We start from the raw sequence: 25,080 nt of genomic DNA on the forward strand, positions 1-25,080 counted from the left end.
CTAAGCTGACTGTCTGTATAGCCAAGCAACGTTAAGTTATCAGCTCATGGTCTGTGGTGGTCATCGATATAAAAACCGATCGAATGACCACCTTATTAGACCGAGCCACAACTTTTCGTTATCAGCACATAAACAGGGCTTACGCCCTGTTTACTTATCTCAGTTTATCGAATGCGGTAAGCTAAGATAAGTAAACTCACTGACGAGAACGAATACCCCATGCGTTTTATATTGCCTGTAACAACTCGACCTTTGTTGATTATTTTGTTGATCGCTTCAACTTTTATCGCTGGCTGCGGCTTCCATTTACGTGGAGACTATGACATTCCAGGAGAGTTAAGCATGATGTCTCTGACCAGTAACGATCAATACAGCACCTTAACACGGCTGGTCAAAGGTCAACTGCGCATGAACGAGATCCAACTCGTTGAGCCGGCGAGTAATGTAGCTAATTTGCATCTCAATGGTGAAAGTTTGAGTGAGCGAACCTTATCGCTGTATCAAAATACTCGCGCCGCCGAAAAAGAGCTGACCTTTAATACCTCTTATCGCGTCACTATACCAGAGGTTGGTACAAGAACGTTTTCCACCAGCGTGACTCGCAGCTACTTAGATAACCCACTGACTGCGTTAGCAAAATCTTCTGAACGAGAAATGATTGTCGATGAAATGCGTAAACTCGCGGCCAGCCAAATTATTCGCCAAATGGCACGCCTAAAGGCCAGCATTCCTAATGGGAGTTTTGAAGAGACTGACTCTAACGTCCAGACTCAATCTGAGCTTGATAACTCAAATACCATTAATATGTTATAGGGTTAACCATGCGATTGTACGCCGACAAACTCAGCGAAACCCTCAACCGCTCGCTCTCTGCTGTCTATTTAATCTTGGGTAATGAACCCTTATTGATTCAAGAATCACGTTTAGCGATTGAACGCAAAGCGCGAGAGCAAGGATTTACTGAAAAATACCGCTTTAATGCCGATGCGTCCCTCAATTGGAACGAGGTGTATGATTGTTGCCAATCCATGAGCCTCTTTTCTCAGCGCCAGATCGTAGAAATAGAAGTCGCAGAGAATGGCTTTAACGCAGCATTAGGTAAAGAGCTCGCCAGCTTAACAGCAACGCTGAGTCCTGATGTTTTACTGGTGATCATCGGTGGAAAACTGGCTAAAGCACAAGAAAATACCGCATGGTTTAAAACATTAAGTGCACAGGCTTGCTGGGTTAACTGCTTAACGCCTGAACTTTCTCGTTTACCTCAGTTCGTGGCGACTCGCTGCCGAGCTCTAGGTTTAAAACCGGATAACGAAGCGATTCAAATGCTCGCTCAATGGCACGAAGGCAATCTACTGGCTTTGGTACAAAGCCTAGAAAAATTAGTGCTCCTTTATCCTGATGGGCAATTAACATTATTACGTTTAGAAGAGTCGCTCAGTCGCCACAACCAGTTTACCGCTTTTCACTGGATCGATGCCTTACTCGAAGGTAAGGCCAACCGAGCGCAACGTATTTTGCGCCAACTGGCTGCCGAGGACACTGAAGTCATTATCTTAATCCGCACTGTACAAAAAGAACTGTTTCAATTGTTGCAGATGAGACAGGCCATAGAGACACAAGCGATAGGTAACGTCTTTAATCAATACCGGATTTGGCAAACCAAACGGCCACTTTACTCTGCCGCTCTACAGCGATTATCCGTGCCGCAACTTCGTCATCTAATGCAACTACTTGCTCAGTGTGAATTATTGGCTAAGACTCAATATAGCCAACCCATTTGGCCACTGATGCAGCAACTGAGCTTGCAATGCTGCCTACCGCAAGCAAACGTCGCTTTACCGACTTAAAAGCGTGTTATACTACGGCGCTTTTTTAGCAGCAGAATAACCTTTGATGACCATCATCAACGAACCATACTATGAGGATTCACCATTGCAGCAACAACAACTTACCCATTTCCTTGCTGATAAAGCCGATGACATGAAAGCCGTTAATATCGTTACCCTTGATGTCCAAGGTAAATCAAGTGTGACCGACTACATGGTGATTTGTACTGGCACCTCAAAACGCCATGTGGCCTCGATTGCCGATCACATTGCCAACGAGGTAAAGAAAATTGGCTTAGAGCCTCTCGGTATGGATGGCGAGAAAGAAGGTGAATGGGTCGTATTAGATATGGGGTCGACGATGCTTCATGTCATGCAAGAAGAGCATCGCGCTTTATATCAATTAGAAAAACTCTGGGGCTAAGTGTGAAGATTCAACTGATCGCCGTCGGCACCAAAATGCCGAAATGGGTTGAAGAGGGCTTTCAAGAGTACCGTCGACGCTTTCCTCATGATTTACCATTGGAATTAGTCGAAATAGCGGCGGGTAAACGTGGAAAAAATGCTGACATTGCACGTATTTTACAAAAAGAAGGCGAAGCCATGCTCGCCGCCGTACCCAAGGGAAATCGAATTGTTACGCTCGATATCCCCGGAAAACCTTGGAATACTGAGCAGTTGGCAGAGCAATTAGAAAGTTGGAAACTCGATGCACGAGATGTGTCCATTCTCATTGGTGGACCAGAAGGGCTGGCACCAAGCTGCAAGGCGGCCGCTGAGCAAAGCTGGTCATTATCACCCTTAACTCTGCCCCATCCACTGGTGCGTGTGGTTATGGCTGAAAGTCTCTATCGAGCATGGAGTATCACGGCCAATCATCCTTACCATCGAGAGTAATGAGCGATGCTGCGTAAGCGAAGTCCAATCAGAGATTACCAAGCGGAAGCCCGACTGTTTCGTCGTCGAGCTATCGTCGCTTTCATGGGAATTGTCGTGGCAATGGGTGTGCTGATCACCAACCTCTATCATATTCAGGTGAAACAGTACCAAGATTACAAAACCCGCTCCAACGATAATCGCATTAAAATTGTCCCTATTGCCCCCAACCGTGGGTTAATTTACGATCGCAATGGTCATTTACTGGCGGAAAATCGTCCTGTGTTTAACTTGGAAATTATTCCTGAACAAGTAAACAATATGGACGATACCATCGCTCGTCTGCAGCAAATTTTAACCATTCCAGAAGAACGAATTGCGGCGTTCGAAAGAGATCGCCGCCAAACTCGACGCTTTAATGCCATTCCTCTACTCACACAACTCAGTCATGAAGATGTGGCGAAGTTTTCCGTGCATCAGCATAATTTTCCAGGGGTATCGGTGAGCGCGAATTTAAAGCGTTTTTATCCTTATGGAGAAGTCTTAACTCATGTGATTGGCTACGTATCACGAATTAACGATCGCGATGTAGAACGATTACAACGTGAAGGTAAAGCCGCTAACTATCAAGCAACACGCGATATTGGTAAGTTAGGTATTGAGCGTTACTACGAAGATCTGTTACACGGCACCGCTGGCTATCAAGAAGTTGAAGTTAATAGCCGTGGACGCATTATTCGGACCTTAAAATACGTGCCGCCGTCTCCCGGTAAAGATATTGTTCTTAACTTGGATATTGACTTACAGCTTTATATCCATCAATTACTGGACGGTCGCCGCGGCTCGGCGATTGTCTTAGATCCAGAAGATAACGGCATACTAGCGATGGTCTCAAGCCCAAGTTATGATCCGAACCCTTTTGTGCATGGCATTTCATCAACCGAATACAATAAGTTACTGAATGACATTAACCGCCCTTTAGTTAACCGAGCGACCTTGGGGATTTATCCACCAGCTTCAACCGTAAAGCCGTTTATTGCTCCAGCAGCATTACACGATGGCATCATTACGCCAAGAACGACACGTAACGATCATGGTTCTTGGCAAATCCCCAATTCCGACACGCGCCCTTTTCGAGACTGGCTGCGCTGGGGGCATGGCCGGGTTGATATCTTAAAAGCGATTGAAGAATCGGTAGATACCTTTTTCTACCAAATTGCTTACGACATGGGAATTGATAACTTATCGACTTGGATGATGCGTTTTGGGTTTGGAGATTTAACTGGCATCGATATTTTCGAAGAAAGTCGAGCCAATATGCCCACTCGTGAATGGAAAATGGCTCGTCATCGTACCCCTTGGTACAAAGGTGACACTATCCCGGTTGGAATTGGTCAAGGTTATTGGACCGCAACACCGATGCAATTGGCGAAAGCGACTTCGGTGGTTGCGAATAAAGGGAAAGTGATTGCCCCGCATTTACTGCGCTCTACGATTAAAAACGGTCAGCCTTTCTCGACTCAAAAAGAAACTGAGTACGTGACCTTCCCTCCTCTTGATGAAATTGATGACAAGTACTGGGATATTGCGATACAAGGGATGTATCTGGTTAACCATGGTAGTCGAGGCACCGCTCGACGTGCCTTTCAAGGCTTAAAATACAAAAGTGCCGGTAAATCAGGAACCGCGCAGGTCTTTGGTCTAGCAGAAGGTCAAGAGTATGACGCCGACGAACTGGCTGAACATTTACGCAATCATGCACTCTACGTTGGTTTTGCGCCCATCGATCATCCGAAACTGATCGTCAGCTTAGTACTCGAAAACGCAGGTGGTGGTTCCGGTGTTGCGGCTCCCGTCGTGAGACGTATTTTTGATCATGTGATCTTGAGGCCACAAGAGGATAAACCATAATGAAGATGGATCCCGCTACCGGACAAAACCGGGCTTTTTTTGAACGTTTGCATATTGATCTGCCCTTATTACTTGCTCTATTAGTGGTCATGGGATTTGGCTTGGTGGTGATGTACAGTGCTGGTGGACAAAGTTTAGCGATGATGGAGCGCCAAGCCATGCGTATGGTTATGGCGCTGTTAGTGATGGTTGGCTTAGCACAGCTCTCACCGAGAAGCTACGAACGTTTAGCGCCGCTGTTGTTTTTTTGTGGTGTGATATTGTTGCTGGGGGTACTCTTTTTTGGAGAATCCTCCAAAGGAGCACAACGTTGGCTCAATCTCGGTTTCATCCGTTTTCAGCCGTCAGAACTGCTGAAACTGGCTGTACCACTAATGGTGGCACGATATATTGGTCAACGACCTATTCCAGCAGATTTAATGACCCTAGCCGTCGCATTAATGATGGTCTTTTTCCCAGCAATATTGATCGCCAAACAGCCTGACTTAGGGACCTCCATTTTGATTGCAGCTTCCGGTATTTTTGTTATTTTCTTAGCCGGTATTAGCTGGAAAATCATCTCGGCAGCCGTGATCGCCGTTGGTGCGTTTGTCCCTGTCATGTGGTTTTTCTTTATGCGCGAATATCAAAAAACTCGCGTACGTACCTTGTTTGATCCAGAATCCGATCCACTGGGAGCGGGGTATCACATCATTCAAAGTAAAATCGCAATTGGTTCGGGAGGCTTATCAGGTAAAGGTTGGTTACATGGTACCCAGTCTAACTTAGAGTTTTTACCCGAAAGGCATACCGACTTTATCTTCGCCGTCATTGCTGAGGAATGGGGGTTGATTGGCGTACTTGCTCTGCTCGCAGCCTATTTATTTATTATTGGTCGAGGACTGTACCTTGCCGGTAGTGCTCAAACCGCTTTTGGTCGGATGATGGCGGGAAGTATTGTTTTAAGTTTCTTTGTCTATGTCTTTGTTAATATCGGCATGGTGAGTGGCATTTTACCCGTTGTTGGCGTCCCGCTGCCCCTGATCAGCTATGGCGGTACATCGATGGTGACACTCATGGCCGGATTTGGCATTTTGATGTCGATTCACACCCATCGTAAAGCGTTTTCTAAGGCGAATTGAACCGTATGAAATCATCTCACTATCCATTGCTCTTAAGCTTACTTTGTAGCGCTTTACTCATCGGTTGCAGCAGTAAACCAACCGGGCGTTACGCTTTATTTAATGACGTAGCGCCTAATACGCCGATTTCTGTCGCACATATTGAAGATGCCTACCCGCAATACGAACCCTACAGCCTAGGGGGAAATCGCGATTACACACTGCGCGGTGAGAGCTACCAGATCATTCGTAATCCCAAGGGGTTCACTGAGCGTGGCCAAGCGTCGTGGTATGGGAAAAAATTTCATGGCCATCTAACGTCTAATGGCGAAATTTATGACATGTATTCAATGACGGCTGCACATAAAACGCTGCCCCTGCCAAGCTATGTCAAAGTCACCAATTTGGATAATGGCCGAGAAGCCATTGTTAGAGTCAATGATCGTGGACCATTTCATGAAGGGCGGATTATTGATTTAAGTTACGCTGCCGCGTATAAGTTAGGCGTCATTCAAACGGGGACAGCTAATGTTGACATTGCGGTAATTACCGTAGAAAGAAACAGCAATCGTCCTCTTAAAACACCGTTTGCTCAGTATGTTATTCAAGTTGCTGCCTCCCAGCATCAACAGCGAGTAGAGCAGTTATCCGCCGAGATGAGTGACCAACTGACGGTCCCAAGTTTTGTCGAGAGTAACCATCAACAGCATCGGTTATTTCTAGGGCCGTTTACTGACTATGCCCTGACGCAAGAAATACTTGAGCGTGTAAAATCGCTCGGTTACGACACCGCTTTTGTGAGAAAACACCACGCAAAACCGTAACGTCGATGCAAAGCAGATCGGTCTTCTCCTTTATCCGCTCAACGATACATGGAGGAATGAGCGGTCTGATTTGCAAGGTCGTTTCTGTTAAGCTATTCGATAACTAACCAATAGTTTTAATATTATTATGAAAAAAATCTCTCTATTTTCTGTTTTAGCGACATCTTTTGCGCTATCTGCTACGTTTTCAGCATCCTCTTTTGCTGCACCGACTGTCATTCCAGATGCCCCACAAATTGCCGCCAAAGGCTATGTGCTGATGGACTACCATTCAGGGAAAATCCTCGCTGAGAAAGAGATGAACACAAAGCTCTCTCCAGCCAGTCTAACCAAGATGATGACCAGCTATGTTATCGGCCAAGAGCTTAACCGTGGCAATATTTCTCTCGATGACGATGTGGTGATCAGCGAAAATGCGTGGGCGAAAAACTACCCCGACTCATCAAAAATGTTCATCGAGGTAGGCACTTCGGTTAAAGTCCGAGATCTGAATAAAGGGATTATTATTCAATCAGGTAACGATGCCTGTGTTGCGATGGCAGAACATGTCGCAGGTTCAGAAGATGCTTTTGTCGATCTCATGAATGCTTGGGCCAGTTCACTGAACATGACCAACACACATTTTGCCAATGTGCATGGACTCGATCACCCTGAACTCTACTCTACGCCTTATGATATGGCCTTATTAGGTCAAGCATTAATCCGAGACGTGCCAGATGAATACGCTCTCTACGCCGAGCAAAAATTCACCTACAACGGCATAACCCAATACAATCGTAACGGATTACTTTGGGATAAAAGTATGAACGTCGACGGCATTAAAACTGGCCATACGACTAATGCTGGTTACAGTTTGGTCAGCTCAGCGACCGAAGGCAACATGCGCTTGATTGCCGTCGTGATGGGGACTAAAGATATTAATTCTCGTAAAACGGAAAGTAAAAAGCTGCTCAGTTACGGTTTCCGCTTTTTTGAAACAGTCGCTCCGCACAAAGCAGGCGAAACCTTTGTTAACGAAACGATTTGGATGGGCGACAAACCAACCGTTGCACTGGGTGTAAAACAAGATACTTACGTTACGCTGCCACGCGGTCAAACCAAAGATCTGACGGCTAGCTTTGTCTTAGAAAAAGAGCTCAAAGCACCAATCAATAAAGGGGATGTCGTGGGTACCCTCTATTACCAAGTACAAGGTAATGAAATTGCTCAATATCCTCTGATGGCGTTAGAAGATGTCAAAGAAGGTGGTCTATTAAGTCGTCTATGGGATTACTTAGTACTACTCTTTAAAAGCTTGTTCTAATTCCGAGTGTTAAAGGGGTGGTAGCCTCCCCCCTTTAACACTTGCTGCAATGTGGGTACGTTTGCTAGCTCAGCGAAACTCATCGCCGCGTTAGCCTATCGCCAACTTGAGATATCTTTAAATTGACGGTACTATCCGCCACCGCTTAAGCAAATCTTGGAGCTTTCACTATGATGACCATTAACTCTGATGCCAAATTAAAAGATCTTTTAGAGTTTCCTTGTTCTTTTACTTACAAAGTTATGGGCCATGCGAAACCTGAGTTACCAGAACTTGTGTTAGAAGTGATCCAGCGCCATGCTCCTGGTGACTATAGTCCGCGAGTTAAGCCAAGTGGCAAAGGCAACTACCATTCGGTTTCGGTGACCATTACGGCGACATCGATTGAGCAAGTAGAAACACTGTATAAAGAGCTAGGCGATATCGAGATCGTCCGTATGGTTCTATAACACTGAGTTGAAGCGAAACATCAAAAAAATTTTAATTGTTATACATTATTTTTAAAGCAGCATTATGCTGCTTTTTTTTATTTTTCATCACCTTAAATTACTCATAAAAAAAATGAGGTTAAAAAAATCCCCGAGATGAGTAGTTCAAAGCGTCTAAGATGTTTATAATCAAAAAACTTTATATATCACTGGTGGACAACGACAATGGATAATCCGCTTGTTATCAGGCGACTGGGTCGACAAGATTATTTGCCTGTTTGGCAAGCCATGCATCAGTTTACCGATCAACGTGATGAACAAACGGCCGATGAAATATGGCTTGTTGAACACCATCCCGTTTTTACCCAAGGTCAAGCAGGTAAAGCTGAGCATCTTCTCAATCCAGGAAATATCCCGGTCGTACAGAGTGATCGTGGTGGTCAAGTCACTTATCATGGCCCTGGTCAATTAGTGGTCTATGTGTTGATTAATTTAAGACGCAAGAAGCTCGGCGTTCGAGAATTGGTCACTGGTATTGAACAACTCGTGATCGACACTTTAAAAACCTATCATATTAATTCTGCCGCTCGCCCAGATGCTCCAGGTGTCTATGTCGATGGAAAGAAAATATGCTCACTAGGTTTACGTATTCGTAAAGGCTGTTCATTTCACGGTCTTGCCCTTAACGTCAATATGGATCTTTCTCCTTTTCTGCGCATTAACCCTTGTGGTTATCAAGGCATGGAAATGGTGCAAGTCTGCGACTTAGGTGGGCCAGATAACTTAGCAGAAATTGAACAGCAAATGATCCAAGAGCTTGTCCGTTTATTCGGTTATCAACAAGTCGAATTCAGCACAGAAGCACCTTTTATAGGTAAAATAGCATGAGCAAACCAATTCAAATGGAAAAAGGCGTTAAATACCGTGACGCCGATAAAATGGCACTGATTCCGGTGAAAAACATGCCGGTTGAGCAAAAAGAAGTGCTGCGTAAGCCATCGTGGATGAAAATAAAACTCCCTGCCGATAGCCAGCGTATACAAGAAATTAAAGCCGCGATGCGTAAAAATAATCTTCACTCTGTCTGTGAAGAAGCGTCTTGCCCTAACTTGGCGGAGTGCTTTAATCATGGCACCGCTACGTTTATGATCCTTGGTGCTATCTGTACTCGACGTTGTCCATTTTGTGATGTAGCCCATGGACGCCCGAATGCCGTTGATGCCGCTGAGCCGAAAAAACTCGCTGAAACCATTCGTGATATGAAGCTCAAGTATGTCGTGATCACTTCCGTCGACCGTGATGACTTACGCGATGGTGGCGCTGAACATTTTGCAGACTGCAACCGCGAAATTCGCGCGCTCAATCCGGGGATCCGTATCGAAACCTTAGTCCCTGATTTTCGTGGTCGCATGGACATTGCGCTAGAAAAACTCAAAGACAATCCGCCAGATGTGCTTAACCATAACCTAGAAACGGCTCCACGCCTGTACCGTAAAGCGCGCCCTGGGGCAAACTATAAATGGTCTTTAGAATTGCTGCGTAAGTTTAAAGAGCAGCATCCTGATGTACCAACAAAATCAGGGATCATGATGGGCTTAGGTGAAACTAAAGAAGAGATCATCCAAGTCTTAAAAGATTTACGAGAGCATGGCGTGACGATGCTAACATTAGGTCAGTATTTGGCACCAAGTCGTCACCATCTACCAGTTGAGCGCTACGTGCCACCTGAAGAATTTGATGAACTAAAAGAGATCGCTCTTGAGCTTGGCTTTACCCATGCTGCGTGTGGACCTTTTGTTCGCTCATCTTATCATGCGGATTTGCAAGCGAAGGGATTAGAAGTCAAATAACCCTATCGAATCTATACGGTTATCAGCCTATAACAACTAGGCTCAACGCGATGAGTTAATGACTAGCGTGAGCCTATCAATCAATATCGCTGATTGATGGTTATCACGTTACAAAAATGGCCCGCTTAGCGGGCCATTTTATCTACTATGACAAAGTATTAAGCGTAAACCGGTAAACGTTGGCAAATCGCTAACACTTTCTGTTTGGTCGCTTCGATTACCGCAGGATCATTAACGTTATCTAATACGTCACACATCCAGTTTGCCAAATCTTGTGCATCTTGATCAGTAAATCCACGACGTGTGATCGCTGGCGTTCCAATACGGATACCCGAGGTTACAAATGGGCTACGCGGATCGTTGGGTACCGAGTTTTTGTTCACGGTGATATTCGCAGCCCCCAGTGCGGCATCGGCTTCTTTACCAGTAATGCCTTTATCGATCAGATCAACTAAGAATAGGTGATTTTCGGTGCTGTTAGAAACAATCTTGTAACCGCGCTCTTGGAATTGAGCCACCATCGCTTTGGCATTTTTTACTACGCGAGCTTGGTACTCTTTAAACTCAGGCTCCATTGCTTCTTTAAATGCTACCGCTTTAGCCGCAATAACATGCATTAATGGACCACCCTGCCCACCTGGGAAAACCGCCGAGTTAAGCTTTTTATACATCTCTTCGCCCGCATTGGACAAGATCAAACCGCCACGAGGGCCAGCTAACGTTTTATGGGTCGTCGTCGTCACTACATGTGCATAAGGGAGCGGCGTTGGATAAACCCCAGCAGCAATCAAACCAGCAACGTGCGCCATATCGACAAAAAAGTAAGCGTCAACTTTATCGGCAATTTCACGCATCCGTTTCCAATCAACGATTTGTGAATAAGCCGAGAAACCACCAATGATCATCTTCGGCTTGTGCTCAAGAGCCAGTGCTTCCATCTCTTCGTAATTGATCTTACCGCTTTCATCAATGCCGTATGGAATAATATTGTAGTGCTTGCCAGAAAAGTTAACTGGGGAGCCATGAGTCAAATGACCACCATGAGCGAGACTCATGCCTAATACGGTATCGCCAGGGTTAAGCAACGCCATATAAACGGCACTGTTAGCCTGAGAACCAGAGTGAGGCTGAACGTTAGCGTACTCACAACCAAATAGCTGACAAGCGCGATCAATCGCTAATGCTTCGGCTTTATCAACGTATTCACAACCGCCGTAATAACGTTTGCCTGGGTAACCTTCAGCGTATTTGTTGGTGAGTTGAGAGCCTTGTGCTTCCATAACCCGTGGGCTAGTGTAGTTTTCTGAAGCGATAAGCTCGATGTGTTCTTCTTGACGAAGCGTTTCTTCTTGGATTGCTGCGAATAACTCCGCATCGTAATCAGCGATATTCATATCACGCTTAAGCATCTGTATCTCCTGACTCAGATTTATCTGAAATTAGCTATCCCCAAACGACTTAGTATCTCTTGGGCATAAAAACCACACAATGACCCAACGCAAACGTTTTCGTCACCCTAACGGCGCGCATTCTACCTAATTTAACGTGTCTCATAAAGCGTAAATTACATAAAATATCATGCAGTTTTTTCATCATGACTAACGATAATAGTCCGCTGAACGTGAACCTATCGCTTAAGTGTCAATGTTACGCTTTACAGCCTGTAAAACGCTCATGACATAGATCTACCTTAATTTCAGCCTGTATGCTACCGAAAATCGCCACTTTTCATTACTATAGCGCGCAACTATTCCCTCTAATCCGATTGATCTTTTGAGCTGTAGCAATGGATAAACACACCCACAAAGAAGATATAATCGCCATGCTGACTGGAACGTTCTTAGTCGCGCAAGGCGTCTTTTTTCTCCAAGCTGGAGAACTACTGACTGGCGGAACCGCTGGATTGGCACTGCTGATGACCCACTTTTTGCCTTGGCCATTTGGCTGGCTGTATTTTATAGCTAATAGTCCATTTTATTTATTAGCTTGGCGTCGTTTCGGTGGTCGATTTGCTATCAATAGCGCCTTATGCGGGGCATTAGTCTCAGTTTTTACTGATCATTTGGCCATGTTCATTACCCTTAGTGAGATAAATCCATTTTACTGTGCGCTGGCGGGCGGACTATTAATGGGCCTCGGCATGCTGATTCTTTTTCGTCATCGCGCGAGTTTAGGCGGTTTTAATGTCCTCTGTTTAGCGATACAAGATAAGCATGCAATACCTGCGGGTCATGTACAGATGGTGATCGACGGATTAATACTGAGTGCTTCTTTGTTCTTTATTAGCCCGAGTACCATGTTGTTATCCATTTTTGGGGCGATTATCTTGAATCTAGTACTGAGTATGAATCACAAACCCACTCGCTATAACGTTACTTATCAACCTTAAATCTAAGTGCTAGTCATGAAAAACGCCTTAAGCCGACATCGGTTTAAGGCGTTTTTCTTTATACGCTAATCAAAACAGCGCTCATTATTGATTAATGGGTTGCACGTGATTTCACATCATGACGGATCGCTTTATCCAGTTCAGCAGCCACATGCCCCGGTGAACGCGTCGTTTGTGAAATCAGTCGATACATCGCTGGAATAACAAATAATGTCACCAATGACGCAAACGCCATCCCAAAGAAAATCACGGTCCCGACCGAAACTCGACTTTCATAGCCCGCTCCTGTCGATAAAATCAGTGGTATCGCTCCAGCCAGAGTGGTAAACGCCGTCATCAGAATCGGCCGTAGACGTCGCGCAGCAGCATCAATGATGGCTTTCTCGAATTCATAGCCTCGATCGCGCAGCTGGTTGGCAAATTCAACAATCAGAATACCATTTTTCGTCACCATACCGATCAGCATGATCATCCCAATTTGGCTATAAATGTTCATCCCCTGCTCCATGACAAATAGCCCGACAAATCCACCGAACACGCCCATAGGCACAGTGAACATCACCACTAACGGATTGATAAAGCTTTCAAATTGCGCCGCCAAGACCAAATAGGCGACTAGCAAAGCTAATGCAAAGACAATCGCAACGCTGGATTGATTTTCTCGAAAATCTTTTGATTCCCCCGAGTAACTGACGGTGATATCACTCGGTAATATCTCTTGAGCTGTCTTATCCAAAAAGTCGAGCGCTTGGCCTAAGGTATACCCCTCGGCAAGGTTAGCCGTCATAGTGATCGCTTTTTGCTTATTGTAACGCGCTAAACGAATCGAGGATGCAACCTCTTCAATATGGGTCAAAGTGTCTAAGGTCACTAACTCCCCTGATGCTGTTCGCAAGTAGATCTGACTCAAATCTGAAGCGTTATTGAAGCGATTTTCGTCACCACGTAAATACACATCGTATTCTTCTCCTCGCTCGACAAAGGTTGTGACCTTTTGTCCACCAAGCATCACTTCTAGAGTATTAGAAATCTCTTGTACACTGATACCGAGTTCAGCGGCACGCTGACGATCAACCGACACAACCAGTTCTGGCGTTTTCTCTGAATAATTACTGTCAACACCAGTCATCATCTGTGATTCTGTTGCACGCTGTTTAAGCACCTCAGTCCATTGTTGTAGCTCTTCATAATCGGATCCACCAAGAACAAACTGCACTGGTTCACTAGAGCCGCCTCTGAAACCCGGCATAAATGGGAACACACGCACATCAGGAATACCCGCCAGCGCTTGTCGTATATGATTCAAAGCCTGTTGAGCGGTGATATCGCGCTCATTCCAATCATCGAGGATCATGATCACAAAGCCGGTTTGATCGCCAGCGTTACCACCAAACGCTGGCGATTGGATACTAAAGGACTTTAAAAAGCCTTGGCCGAGTAATGGCATTAACCGTGATTCGACCAAATCCATATTAGCTGCCATGCGGTTATAACTGGTCGCATCAGCACCACGTACAAACGCAAAAATCACGCCGCGATCTTCAGAAGGGGTTAACTGAGCGGGAACCTGTTGATTAAGCGCATAGCTGCCCCCAACACAGGCGATTATAACTAACGGCGCGGCCCACTTTGCACGCAAAGCGAGTTGTAAAGCACGGCGATAGTTGGCTTCTAATCGAGCAAACAGTTTATCGACCATGCGATTAAAACGGTTCGGTTTGACATTGGCGCGTAAAATTTTGCTGCTTAGAACCGGGGTCAAGGTTAACGCGATTAAAGAAGAAAAAATCACGGACATCGCTAACAGAACCGAAAACTCAGTGAAGAGTAACCCTACCATGCCATCCATAAACGAGATCGGTAAAAAAACCATCACTAAGACCAGTGTGGTAGCAATCACCGCAAACCCCACTTCCTGCGCCCCTTTATAAGCCGCCAGCAAGGGTTTCTCTCCTTGTTCAATATGATGATAGATATTTTCCATCACCACAATCGCGTCATCCACCACCAATCCGATAGCTAAAATTAACGCCATTAACGTGATCAAGTTAATCGAAAAACCAAAATAATAGGCAGCAATCAACGACGATATTAATGAAACCGGCACGGTAACCGCAGGAATTAAGGTCGCACGCGCTTGACCAATAAAAATATACAGCACCAGTACCACCAGCCCACCGGTAATAAAGAGCGTGCTATAGACCTCTTCAATCGAACGCTCAATAAACACCGTTGAGTCGTAATCAATCGCCAATCGAGTTCCTTCTGGTAAAAACGGCTGAACACGATCGACTTCCTGATGAATCCGAGCAGCTACCTCCAGCGGATTGGCGTCAGATTGAGGAATAATCCCCATACTGACATTGACCACTCCATCACTTTTAAAGGTCGAGTTTTCATTTTCCGCACCGATAAAGACATCCGCTACATCGCGCAAATAGATCGGCGTATTATCACTGGCTTGTTTAATCACTAATGACTGAAAATCCTCTTCACTTTGATAGCTTCTCGCCGTGCGTACTGACATCACCGTAGAATCATTACGAACTTGTCCGCCGGGGCTTTCAATATTTTCTCGCCGCAACGCATTGGTAATATCGGTGGTGGTGATACCGCGCCCTGCCATTTGTTCTGGATTAAGACGAACGTACATAACTTTATATAAGCCGCCCGAAATATCCACTGAGCTAACGCCACTGATCAAGCTAAACCTATCAACCAGTACGCGATCGATATAATCGGTAAGCTGAGTACGATCCATCGTGGATGAGCTTAAGTTAATGTATACCGAGGCCTCACCCGAACCATTATTCTTAAACACCTGCGGATCATCGGCTTGCTCTGGTAGTGATCGTTTCGCCCGCGCAACGGCATCACGAATATCGCTCACCCCTTCATTCAAATCGTAACCAAGCTTAAAGGTGACGGTAATTCGGGACATGCCATTACGGGTGGTTGAGCTAATTTCATCAATCCCACTGATCCCGGCCAATTGGTCTTCAAGTACTGAAGTGATTTGACTTTCAATAATGGTCGCAGAAGCACCGCTGTATCGTGTCGAAATTGATACCACTGGACTTTCAATATCCGGCATTTCACGTACAGAAAGTTTAGAAAAAGAAACCAAACCAAAAACACACAATAGTAAGCTTAACACCACCGCCGCAACGGGGCGTTTTACTGAGATATCCGATAACAACATTATTGTGCGCCTTTCTTAATCGGTTGACCGTCGGCTGTGACTTCTCTCACGCTTAACCCGTCACGCATATTGACAATTCCTTGAACCACAATGCGTTGACCAATCTCTAATCCTCGTTCAATCACCACTTGATTGTCGATTCGAGTGCCCAATAGCACCTCTGTACGAGTCACTCGATGATCATCACCAACTACATAGACATAGCGTTTGGTGCCTGAATATTCTAAAGCTTGTACCGGAATGATCGGAGCGGAAATGGGCGGAAAATCGAGTCGCGCAGAGATAAGCATCCCTGGTTTAAGACGTTGCTGAGGATTCTTAAATTCTATCCGCACGCGTAAATTTAATGTTTCTGGATTAATCCGTGAATCGATCGCAACGACTGTACCGGTGAAGACTTGATCAGGCCAAGCGGTCGTTTGTGCTAATACGGTCATCCCGCGTGATAAACTCGATAAATAACGCTCTGGTACATGTAAGTCTAAGCGCATCACCGATAGGTTATCCAATGTCATGAGTTCGTTCCCGACACTCACTAACTGACCACGATTAAAATCAATAAAGCCAATCGTGCCATCAAACGGCGCTGTAATACGAAAATCAGCCAACTGAGCTTGAGCAGCCGCCAGTCTTGCTTGGGCAATATCAACACTGGAGCGTTGAGCGTCTAACTCAGTTTGAGTAATCGCATTGCGTTGCACCAAACGCTCATATTCCGCGAGTTTACGCTGTTCATCACGTAAATAGGCTTGTGCTTCGCTGACGGCAGCTTGGGCTTTAGCATCGTGTAACGTCATCAGCAATTGATCTTTTTTAACCAACTGATTGCTTTTAACCATGATGCTATCGATTCGTCCAGCCGCCTCGGCCGAAATACTTATCGATTGATCAGCGACTAATTTGCCGATTAACGATAAACGTTGAGAAATTTGATGAACTTGTACCGACTCAATCACCACAGGCGTCGCCATGGGGGCAGAAGCCATAGTCGAAAAAGTCGGCAATGAGATTAATAACAAAGCAACAAGTAGCGATATTTTTTTCATGATCAGGTTCAGGTAATAAGTTACTGATTCTATTGTAACCGTTTCTGTGAACAATAAACGTCAAGTAACGTAAAGATACTTTTAAAAACGGTAAGTTTACCCGTGTGAGTAAAGCTTAGAATAGAGGCGCTAACGTTCGCAACACTTTGATGATTGACGATATACACCCAAACGACTTGGAGTTGCAGGTAGGCGGCAGGTGAGTGAGTCCCCATGAGCATAGGCAAACTTATGTGATTGGAGTGAACCAACGTAGCCAACACCGCTGCAACTTCAAGTAGGAAGGGGATACATCATTAATAAGGGCTTTGAGAGCAAGATGATGGCTTACACCATCACAACATGAAGCAAACCAAGCATAATGAAGATAAACCTTAATATCTGCCATGTTCTGCCCAAAAAGCCAGCATTCAATTCAAAATCATCAAAAAAGGGTTTACAGTAAGGCCGAGTTTGATAATATGCGCTCCGCAGCTGAGCGATGCGTTGGGAAAACGTCGATTCAGCCTCGGATTGAATCTAGTTAATCCGTAAACCCTTGGAGGGGTTCCCGAGTGGCCAAAGGGAGCAGACTGTAAATCTGCCGGCTCCGCCTTCGATGGTTCGAATCCGTCCCCCTCCACCATATTCTCTCGCAAGAGAAATCCTTGATTGATGCGTTGGGAAAACGTCAGTTGAGTGACGTGATAACGAATACGTTATCCGTAAACCCCCTGGAGGGGTTCCCGAGTGGCCAAAGGGAGCAGACTGTAAATCTGCCGGCTCCGCCTTCGATGGTTCGAATCCGTCCCCCTCCACCATATTCTCTCGCAAGAGAAATCCTTGATTGATGCGTTGGGAAAACGTCAGTTGAGTGACGTGATAACGAATACGTTATCCGTAAACCCCCTGGAGGGGTTCCCGAGTGGCCAAAGGGAGCAGACTGTAAATCTGCCGGCTCCGCCTTCGATGGTTCGAATCCGTCCCCCTCCACCATATTCTCTCGCAAGAGAAACCCTTGATTGATGCGTTGGGAAAACGTCAGTTAAGTGACGTGATAACGAATACGTTATCCGTAAACCCCCTTGGAGGGGTTCCCGAGTGGCCAAAGGGAGCAGACTGTAAATCTGCCGGCTCCGCCTTCGATGGTTCGAATCCGTCCCCCTCCACCATATTAAAAAGCCTGCTCAATGAGCAGGCTTTTTTCATCTTCAAATCCATGCTATCCCCTCTAGCAAATAAACCTTCAGATAATAAAAAAGGCTTCACGTTATTATACGTGAAGCCAAAAATCGAATCTTAACTAGAAGACTCAATCAGGATTATCGATCAATCACTATCACTCGCGTCTCGTAGGGACGGAGAACTTGGTGTGCTAACACCGATTGCTGCTCAATACCGGCATAGTTACCTAATAGATAACTAGCCTTATCTAAAGCCAACTCTTCGGGTAACACCCACTCTTGTTCTTGATCATAGTAGTTATTGATACACAACAGGATTTGCTGATCATCTTGACGTTGATAGGCAAAAATTGCCGGATGTGACGGCAAGAGATCTCGATAATCACCACGGGTAATAACCGGTACCGTTTTACGCAATTCAATCAAACGTTGATAAAAGTAAAACACCGAATTTTTATCGGCTAACGCTTGTTCAGCATTGATCTGTGGGTAATTACTCGACACTTCTAACCAAGGCTGACCTTGGCTAAACCCAGCATAAACTTGACTGTTCCACTGCATCGGCGTGCGAGAATTATCACGAGATTTTTGCGCCAAAATCGCCAACATCTCTTGCTCACTAACCCCTTGCTGATTAACCATAATGTCATACATATTGGTGCTTTCCACATCACGATACTGCTCAATGGAAGTGTAACCTGGGTTAGTCATGCCAATCTCTTCCCCTTGATAGACATAAGGAGTCCCTTGCATCATATGAATCGAGGCCGCTAACATTTTCGCCGATTCAACCCGATATTGGCTGTCATTGCCCAAGCGGCTAACGACCCGCGGTTGATCGTGGTTACACCAAAACAGCGCTCCCCATCCTTGACCATTTAACCCCGTCTGCCAATGATTGAAAATTTGCTTCAATTGCAGAAAATCAAACGGCGCTTTGGTCCACTTTTCACCATTGAGATAATCGGCTTTAAGATGATGGAAATTAAATACCATCGACAACTCTTTACCGTCTAACGAAGAATATTGCTGACAATGTTCTAAAGTCGTCGACGACATTTCACCGACCGTTACGCTGCCATAACGCTGGAACACATCGCGGCTGATCTCTTGCAGGTACTCATGAACCCGCGGACCATCAGTATAAAAACGGCGGCCATCCCCTTGCTGATCGTTAGGAAAATCCTGCTGCTTGGAAATCAGATTGATCACATCTAAGCGAAAGCCATCAACGCCTTTTTCAGCCCAAAATGCAATCACATCTTTGACTTCTTGACGAACCTGAGGGTTTTCCCAGTTTAAATCCGCCTGCTGCTCAGCAAATAGATGAAGATAATATTGATTGGTCGCTTTATCGAGCGCCCATGCACTGCCGCCAAACTTTGATTGCCAATTATTGGGGACACCACCCTCGACCGGATCATGCCAAATATAGTAATCACGATAAGGACTATTTTTATCGCCCAGAGCCGATTGAAACCATGCATGATCAGTGGAAGTATGGTTAACCACGATATCCATAATGATACGAATACCACGCTGATGCGCCTGTTCTAATAGCTGATCAAAGTCAGCCATAGTGCCAAAATCGGGGTTAATGGCATAATAATCGGCAATATCATAACCATTATCGATCATCGGGGATTGATAAACCGGCGTTAACCAGATGGCATCGATACCTAATTTCTGCAAATAATCGAGCTTAGAAATAATACCCGGAATATCGCCAGTGCCTTTATTACCGCTATCGCAAAAGCTTTTAGGATAAATTTGATAAATGGTGGCGGTTTTCCACCATAACGGATCTTGATTAACTGCACTCATAACTTACTCACTTACCAAAATAATGAACAGAGTGGCCAATGAGCCACTCTAAAAATGCTAATTACGCTTTACTGACTTCTAATTCGCCTTTGGCTAACGCACGCTTGTACATCACTAAGGTCAAGGCAGCCGGAACGATAATCGCCACGACCATCGCGACTAAGAAAGTCAGCAAATATTGCGGTTGAATGGAGAGAATACCTGGCAAGCCACCAACGCCGATGCCATTAGCCATCACGCCAGCACTACCACAAATTGCCGCGGCCAGTGCACTACCAATCATCGCGCTCAACATTGGGAATTTATACTTGAGGTTGATACCGTACATCGCAGGCTCGGTAACCCCAAGATAAGCGGAAATAGCCGCCGGTACCGAAATATCGCGCTCACCATGTTTTTTACTGATGATGATGATGCCGACTACCGCTGACGCTTGCGCAATATTAGAAAGTGCAATCAGCGGCCAAATCGGTGTACCACCCAGTTGCTGCATGAGTTGCAAATCAACCGCGTTAGTGGTGTGGTGAATACCGGTGATCACCAGTGGCGCGTATAGGAAGCCAAACACCATCGAACCCAATACCGCAAAATCACCCGTCATCGCCGCTTTAGCCGCAAAAGCCACCCCATCACCAATCACGCGTCCAAATGGACCAATAAACGCGTGTGCCAGAATCACTGCTAAAATCAACGAAATGAAAGGCACCACCACTAAATAGAGATAAGCGGGAATAATGCGTTTGAGATTGGTTTCAATAAAGGCCAGCACCACCCCAGCAAGAATGGCGGGAATAACCTGTGCTTGATAGCCAACTTTTTCAATCACAAACCAACCAAAATCCCAGACTTCTGGCACTTGAGTACCAATCAGATAGGCGTTCATCAATTGCGGAGAAACTAAGGTTACCCCCAGAGTAATCCCCAAAATCGGTGTCCCACCGAGTTTCTTCACTGTCGACCAACACACCCCGACCGGTAAGAAGAAGAAAATCGCTTCACCAATTAACCATAAAAAGGCATGGACACTGGCCCAAAACTGGCTAATTTCAGTTAATGTTTGGCCATCAAACATCTTGATGTCGCCAATAACATTACGGAAACCTAAAATCAAACCACCGGTGATGATAGCAGGCAGAAGCGGGACAAAGATTTCAGCTAAATGGGAAATACCACGCTCTAACGCATTCATATTTTTACGCGCGGCAAGTTTGGCATCGTCTTTTGACGCTTCTGATTTACCCGTCAGTTGCAGCAAGATTTTATAAACCTCGTCAACCTCAGTACCAATCACCACTTGAAATTGCCCAGCATTAGTAAAGCAACCTTTGACCATACCAATGGTTTCAATCTGCTTAATGTCGGCTTTTTCAGTATCATTTAATACAAAACGTAAGCGAGTTAAGCAGTGGCTGACACTAGCAATATTTTCATTACCGCCGATCAGCTCAATAAGACGTACCACGTCTTGTTTGACTATCTTACCCATACCCTTATCCACCCTATTTGGTTTTTACTTATAATAGTTGAACTTACCATGGGAACAATCCCAAATCTGATTGAATAATGGCACAATGAATGAAAAACCAAAATGGGAACAATCCCATTAATTGAAAGCGATCACAAACAATCGAATCATCAATAGTAAAAGAGATACGCAACATCCAAAGAATTTGCAGTGGTCGCTAGGTTAACAAAGGTCGTCGCGTTAAAAGAAAGTGGGGATAAAATACGTTAACTCCGACCATACAGAGTTAACGTAAAATGAAGAATAACCCACTGATAATTATGAAGAGTTTTCAGATCACCTAGAAAGCCCAACACTCATGGCGTTATCTAAAATAAGCGGGGGGTTGAGTTAAATGTACCGGTTCGGTTAACTCACCAGATAAGTGTTTAATGAGTAGCTCTGCGGCTTGCTTGCCAGCCTGACGATAACCCGGATCAACGCTATAGATGTTAGGAAATAAAAAAGACAGCAGCTCATTACCACCGACACCCGTTACAACAATGTCATCACGCTGCTGCTCTTGTAAGCGCTTAATGACGCCCAAAGCCAAAGTATCACTGGCACAGACAATGGCCTCAGTATGAGCATTTAAAACGTTATCAACCAACTGATAAGCGCTTTCATGGTGTAGCTCACCGGTTTCAAATCTGGCTTCGATACCCTGCTGTTGGCACCAATTCAGATAAGCTTGTAAGCGCATTAAACCGGTTGTTTTATCTTTTGGATTAACGCCAATAAACGCAATATTGGTTAATCCTTTATGCTTAAGATGGGTTAAGGCTGCTTCAATTAAAGCTTGATGGTCGTAATTAATCGAAGAAATGGAATCATGATCCATGGCAACCAACACCGCTTTATCTTGCCACTCTGCTAATGACGTTAAATCAATATCGGTAAAACCAAAGACAATCACACCATCGACATTACGCTTTTCAAGTACGTTGAGATGCTCACGGGTTTTATCACGATTAAATTGGCTCTCCATGATCACCACATCATAACCGTGCGCATACAGCACCTGTAACATACTGCTGATCGAACGATTTTCTGATGGCGAATCTAAGCGGGAAATAATCACCCCCACCACTTTTTGACTGCCGCCACGCATCGACTGAGCGGACTTCGAAGGTACATAACCGCACTCGGCAATCACCTGCTCGACTCGTTGCCGAGTTTCAGGTTTTACTTTCGGATCATTGGTTAATACCCGAGATACCGTCGATTTACCGACACCTGAAAGGCGAGCTATGTCGGTTATGGTCAGTTTTTTAGCCATTAATCCTTTGCCACCAACGATTGAGCTGCCAAATAAGCAGGCACATCGGCAATACTCTCCAACACAACCTCAGCCAACGCTTCACCTTGTGGAGTAATCGCTTTACCAGTACGCACTAAAATTTTCCGCCCAACGTCTGCCGCTTGAGCAGCCATCATATCTTCCGCTTTATCACCAATCATCACTGAGTTCGCCATGTCTATTTTTAGAAAGTCGCGTGCAGAAAACAACATTCCCGGCTTAGGCTTACGACAATCACACTCTTGACGATACGGCTCAACGCCATGTTCTGGATGATGTGGACAATAATAGATACCATCCAGCTCGACACCATGATCGACAAAGTTCCAATCCATCCATTGCGTTAAAGAGAGAAAACGATCTTCACTAAACAATCCACGAGCTATCCCTGATTGGTTGGTCACCAGTACCAATAAGTAACCCATCTCTTTTAACTGCTTTGCCGCAGTGAAGACCCCTTCGATGAAATGAAAATCGTGCTCATCGTGCACATAACCATGATCGACATTAATCACACCATCACGATCCAAAAACACAGCAGGTTTCGCCAAAATATTGCTCTCTTAGGATGTATTTGCTAAGAATTATACTCAACTATACTCAAGATGCTACACGCAAAAGTATTGCATCACTGCCAGTAACGTCAGCACTTCAACTATTCCTTCCTTAATGAGTCGTTAAGTTGATTACTTTTATTTCACAGCAATTTAGACGTCTAGACGTAAAAATATCTATTGACTTAAAAAGCGAGAACTCATAGCATCAAATCAAAGGACAGTTCAGGTGTATGCGCCTATCTCGATACGGGTTTCGTTTATGATTCAACTTCATCAAGTTAATAAAGTCTTTCATCAGGGTGATAAAGCTATTCACGCTTTGAAAAACATTGATCTAGAGATTAGCCAAGGAACGATTTTTGGTGTCATCGGCGCATCGGGAGCGGGGAAAAGTACTCTCATCCGTTGCGTTAACCTATTAGAAAAACCGACCAGTGGACGTGTGATTGTTGATGGGATTGATTTAACTCAGTTAACGAATCAGCAATTAGGCCAAGCCAGACGCAATATTGGGATGATTTTCCAGCACTTTAATCTGCTTTCTTCCCGTACCGTGTTCGATAATATTGCTCTACCATTAGAGCTGGCTAATCATACCCATGAGCATATTGAGCACAAAGTTAGCGAGCTACTAACACTCGTCGGTTTAGCGGATAAACGTCATACCTATCCTGCCAATTTAAGTGGCGGCCAGAAGCAGCGTGTGGCGATTGCTCGCGCGCTGGCTTGCGAACCCAAAGTGCTGTTATGTGATGAAGCCACCAGTGCGCTTGACCCGGCGACAACTCAATCAATTTTAGAGCTGCTGAAAGAAATTAACCGCAAACTGAATATCACAATTTTACTTATCACCCATGAAATGGATGTCGTGAAAAGCATTTGTCACCAAGTGGCGATCATCGGTGATGGCGAATTGGTGGAAAAAGGCACGGTAGGCGATATTTTCGCACATCCTAAAACCCAATTAGCCCATCAATTTATTCGCTCAACGTTAGATCTGTCTATTCCTGAAGATTATCAGGCTCGCTTACAACCGACTCGTGTGGCTGGAAGCTATCCGTTAGTGCGCTTGGAATTCACAGGAGCCACTGTTGACGCGCCATTAATGTCACAAATCGCCCGTAAATTTAATATTGACGTCAGTATCTTAAGCTCTGATCTTGATTACGCTGGCGGGGTGAAATTTGGCATGATGGTGGCGGAAATTTTCGGTGATGATGATAATGCTGCGGCGGCGATAGACTATCTTCGCGACAATAATGTAAAAGTTGAGGTGCTTGGTTATGTCCTTTAATACGATTATCGACTGGATCGCTTTTAATGGTGATTTACTACTCAGCGCCACTTGGCAAACCATTTATATGGTGGCAGTCGCTGGCATTATTGGCTTCGCAATCGGCATTCCACTCGGGGTTATTTTACATACCACCAAACAAGGCGGGTTATTGGAAAATACCAAACTGAACCGTGTCCTTGGCGCTATCGTCAATATTGGCCGCTCGATTCCGTTTTTGGTGTTGATGGTGGCTATCATTCCGATCACCAAAATGCTGGTCGGTACTTTCATTGGCACCACTGCGGCAATTGTCCCTTTAACCATCGGTGCGATTCCTTTTGTTGCCCGTTTAATTGAAGGAGCATTAATTGAAGTGCCAAGCGGACTGGTTGAAGCGGCGCAAGCCATGGGCGCAACGCCTTTACAAATAATTCGTAAAGTCCTGTTACCTGAAGCTATGCCAACCATTTTAAACTCGGTAACCATCACCTTGGTGACCTTAGTCAGCTACTCAGCCATGGCAGGCACCGTGGGAGGCGGCGGTTTAGGTGATGTGGCGATTCGTTATGGCTTTCATCGCTACGACGTCACCATCATGACCGTCACCGTCATCATGCTAATTATTTTGGTACAAATTATTCAATCGGTTGGTGACCACTTAGTGCGCCGCGTTGATCATAGATAATAATGTTTATATAACA

The 25,080-nt window shown here is 45.1% G+C and carries 21 protein-coding genes and 4 tRNA genes; 18 read left to right on the forward strand and 7 right to left on the reverse strand.

Translation table 11 applies throughout. The features are described from left to right. Positions 1–219 precede the first annotated feature (219 nt). From lptE to lipA, 11 genes are all read left to right on the forward strand, one after another. The gene (gene lptE, locus FKN93_RS11405) at positions 220–813 is read left to right on the forward strand and encodes an LPS assembly lipoprotein LptE (RefSeq protein ID WP_170905132.1); all 594 of its coding nucleotides are present in this window, start codon (positions 220–222) and stop codon (positions 811–813) included. 8 nt (positions 814–821) lie between these two features. Further along, a complete protein-coding gene (gene holA / locus FKN93_RS11410; RefSeq protein WP_170905133.1) occupies positions 822–1,847 on the forward strand; it encodes a DNA polymerase III subunit delta in 1,026 nt (341 codons plus the stop codon). A gap of 85 nt (positions 1,848–1,932) precedes the next feature. Next, the gene (gene rsfS, locus FKN93_RS11415; protein ID WP_004395723.1) at positions 1,933–2,250 is read left to right on the forward strand and encodes a ribosome silencing factor; all 318 of its coding nucleotides are present in this window, start codon (positions 1,933–1,935) and stop codon (positions 2,248–2,250) included. 2 nt (positions 2,251–2,252) lie between these two features. Beyond that, on the forward strand, positions 2,253–2,723 hold the full coding sequence (rlmH, locus tag FKN93_RS11420; RefSeq protein WP_040904558.1) for a 23S rRNA (pseudouridine(1915)-N(3))-methyltransferase RlmH: 471 nt from the start codon (positions 2,253–2,255) through the stop codon (positions 2,721–2,723). A gap of 6 nt (positions 2,724–2,729) precedes the next feature. Further along, entirely contained in the window at positions 2,730–4,613 is a 1,884-nt protein-coding gene (gene mrdA, locus FKN93_RS11425; protein ID WP_154168762.1) for a penicillin-binding protein 2, read from the forward strand. Further along, the gene (rodA, locus tag FKN93_RS11430) at positions 4,613–5,734 is read left to right on the forward strand and encodes a rod shape-determining protein RodA (RefSeq protein WP_158138080.1); all 1,122 of its coding nucleotides are present in this window, start codon (positions 4,613–4,615) and stop codon (positions 5,732–5,734) included. Before mrdA ends, rodA begins: the two co-directional genes overlap by 1 nt. Positions 5,735–5,739: 5 nt before the next feature. Further along, the gene (locus FKN93_RS11435; protein ID WP_004395726.1) at positions 5,740–6,537 is read left to right on the forward strand and encodes a septal ring lytic transglycosylase RlpA family protein; all 798 of its coding nucleotides are present in this window, start codon (positions 5,740–5,742) and stop codon (positions 6,535–6,537) included. Between the two features lie 127 nt (positions 6,538–6,664). Further along, positions 6,665–7,840: a serine hydrolase gene (locus FKN93_RS11440; protein ID WP_040904560.1), complete on the forward strand. Its 1,176-nt coding sequence runs from the start codon at positions 6,665–6,667 to the stop codon at positions 7,838–7,840. Between the two features lie 170 nt (positions 7,841–8,010). After that, positions 8,011–8,289 carry a DUF493 family protein YbeD gene (ybeD, locus tag FKN93_RS11445; RefSeq protein WP_072668655.1) on the forward strand — a complete coding sequence of 93 codons (279 nt, stop codon included), beginning with the start codon at positions 8,011–8,013 and terminating at the stop codon, positions 8,287–8,289. Between the two features lie 204 nt (positions 8,290–8,493). Then, complete coding sequence (lipB, locus tag FKN93_RS11450; RefSeq protein ID WP_004395729.1) at positions 8,494–9,156, forward strand: lipoyl(octanoyl) transferase LipB; 663 nt, start codon at positions 8,494–8,496, stop codon at positions 9,154–9,156. Further along, a complete protein-coding gene (gene lipA / locus FKN93_RS11455; RefSeq protein WP_004395730.1) occupies positions 9,153–10,118 on the forward strand; it encodes a lipoyl synthase in 966 nt (321 codons plus the stop codon). The genes lipB and lipA overlap by 4 nt, the downstream gene beginning before the upstream one ends. 158 nt (positions 10,119–10,276) lie before the next feature. Here lipA and glyA read toward each other — a convergent pair whose 3' ends face one another. Continuing rightward, the gene (gene glyA, locus FKN93_RS11460) at positions 10,277–11,527 is read right to left on the reverse strand and encodes a serine hydroxymethyltransferase (RefSeq protein ID WP_004395731.1); all 1,251 of its coding nucleotides are present in this window, start codon (positions 11,525–11,527) and stop codon (positions 10,277–10,279) included. A 377-nt stretch (positions 11,528–11,904) separates the two neighbouring features. Here glyA and FKN93_RS11465 point away from each other — a divergent pair, with 377 nt between their 5' ends. After that, positions 11,905–12,507: a YitT family protein gene (locus FKN93_RS11465; protein WP_170905134.1), complete on the forward strand. Its 603-nt coding sequence runs from the start codon at positions 11,905–11,907 to the stop codon at positions 12,505–12,507. A 91-nt stretch (positions 12,508–12,598) separates the two neighbouring features. Here the strand turns inward: FKN93_RS11465 and vexH are convergent, their stop codons facing one another. Then, complete coding sequence (vexH, locus tag FKN93_RS11470) at positions 12,599–15,709, reverse strand: vibriobactin export RND transporter permease subunit VexH (protein WP_170905135.1); 3,111 nt, start codon at positions 15,707–15,709, stop codon at positions 12,599–12,601. After that, positions 15,709–16,755, reverse strand: a complete 1,047-nt coding sequence (locus FKN93_RS11475; protein WP_040904566.1) for an efflux RND transporter periplasmic adaptor subunit — start codon at positions 16,753–16,755, stop codon at positions 15,709–15,711. Before FKN93_RS11475 ends, vexH begins: the two co-directional genes overlap by 1 nt. Before the next feature lie 540 nt (positions 16,756–17,295). Here FKN93_RS11475 and FKN93_RS11480 point away from each other — a divergent pair. The 4 genes from FKN93_RS11480 (at position 17,296) to FKN93_RS11495 (ending at position 17,906) form a co-directional block, all read left to right on the forward strand. Next, positions 17,296–17,380, forward strand: a tRNA-Tyr gene (locus FKN93_RS11480). Positions 17,381–17,470: 90 nt separating this feature from the next. Beyond that, a tRNA-Tyr gene (locus FKN93_RS11485) sits at positions 17,471–17,555 on the forward strand. Positions 17,556–17,645: 90 nt separating this feature from the next. Next, a tRNA-Tyr gene (locus FKN93_RS11490) sits at positions 17,646–17,730 on the forward strand. A gap of 91 nt (positions 17,731–17,821) precedes the next feature. Then, positions 17,822–17,906: transfer RNA gene (locus FKN93_RS11495), tRNA-Tyr, on the forward strand. A 150-nt stretch (positions 17,907–18,056) separates the two neighbouring features. Here the strand turns inward: FKN93_RS11495 and treC are convergent. From treC to gmhB, 4 genes are all read right to left on the reverse strand, one after another. Then, entirely contained in the window at positions 18,057–19,742 is a 1,686-nt protein-coding gene (gene treC / locus FKN93_RS11500) for an alpha,alpha-phosphotrehalase (RefSeq protein WP_004395734.1), read from the reverse strand. A 61-nt stretch (positions 19,743–19,803) separates the two neighbouring features. Beyond that, a complete protein-coding gene (gene treB, locus FKN93_RS11505) occupies positions 19,804–21,228 on the reverse strand; it encodes a PTS trehalose transporter subunit IIBC (protein WP_170905136.1) in 1,425 nt (474 codons plus the stop codon). A 343-nt stretch (positions 21,229–21,571) separates the two neighbouring features. After that, complete coding sequence (gene treR, locus FKN93_RS11510) at positions 21,572–22,525, reverse strand: trehalose operon repressor TreR (RefSeq protein WP_004395736.1); 954 nt, start codon at positions 22,523–22,525, stop codon at positions 21,572–21,574. Next, positions 22,525–23,097 carry a D-glycero-beta-D-manno-heptose 1,7-bisphosphate 7-phosphatase gene (gene gmhB / locus FKN93_RS11515; RefSeq protein WP_004395737.1) on the reverse strand — a complete coding sequence of 191 codons (573 nt, stop codon included), beginning with the start codon at positions 23,095–23,097 and terminating at the stop codon, positions 22,525–22,527. Before gmhB ends, treR begins: the two co-directional genes overlap by 1 nt. A 265-nt stretch (positions 23,098–23,362) precedes the next feature. Between gmhB and metN the strand changes: the two genes are divergently transcribed. Both metN and FKN93_RS11525 read left to right on the forward strand, forming a co-directional pair. After that, entirely contained in the window at positions 23,363–24,397 is a 1,035-nt protein-coding gene (metN, locus tag FKN93_RS11520) for a methionine ABC transporter ATP-binding protein MetN (RefSeq protein WP_040904568.1), read from the forward strand. Then, the gene (locus FKN93_RS11525; protein WP_004395739.1) at positions 24,387–25,064 is read left to right on the forward strand and encodes a methionine ABC transporter permease; all 678 of its coding nucleotides are present in this window, start codon (positions 24,387–24,389) and stop codon (positions 25,062–25,064) included. Before metN ends, FKN93_RS11525 begins: the two co-directional genes overlap by 11 nt. Positions 25,065–25,080: the final 16 nt, after the last annotated feature.

The organism is Vibrio sp. A8-1 (genome assembly GCF_013048685.1).
GTDB classification, from domain to species: domain Bacteria; phylum Pseudomonadota; class Gammaproteobacteria; order Enterobacterales; family Vibrionaceae; genus Vibrio; species Vibrio metschnikovii.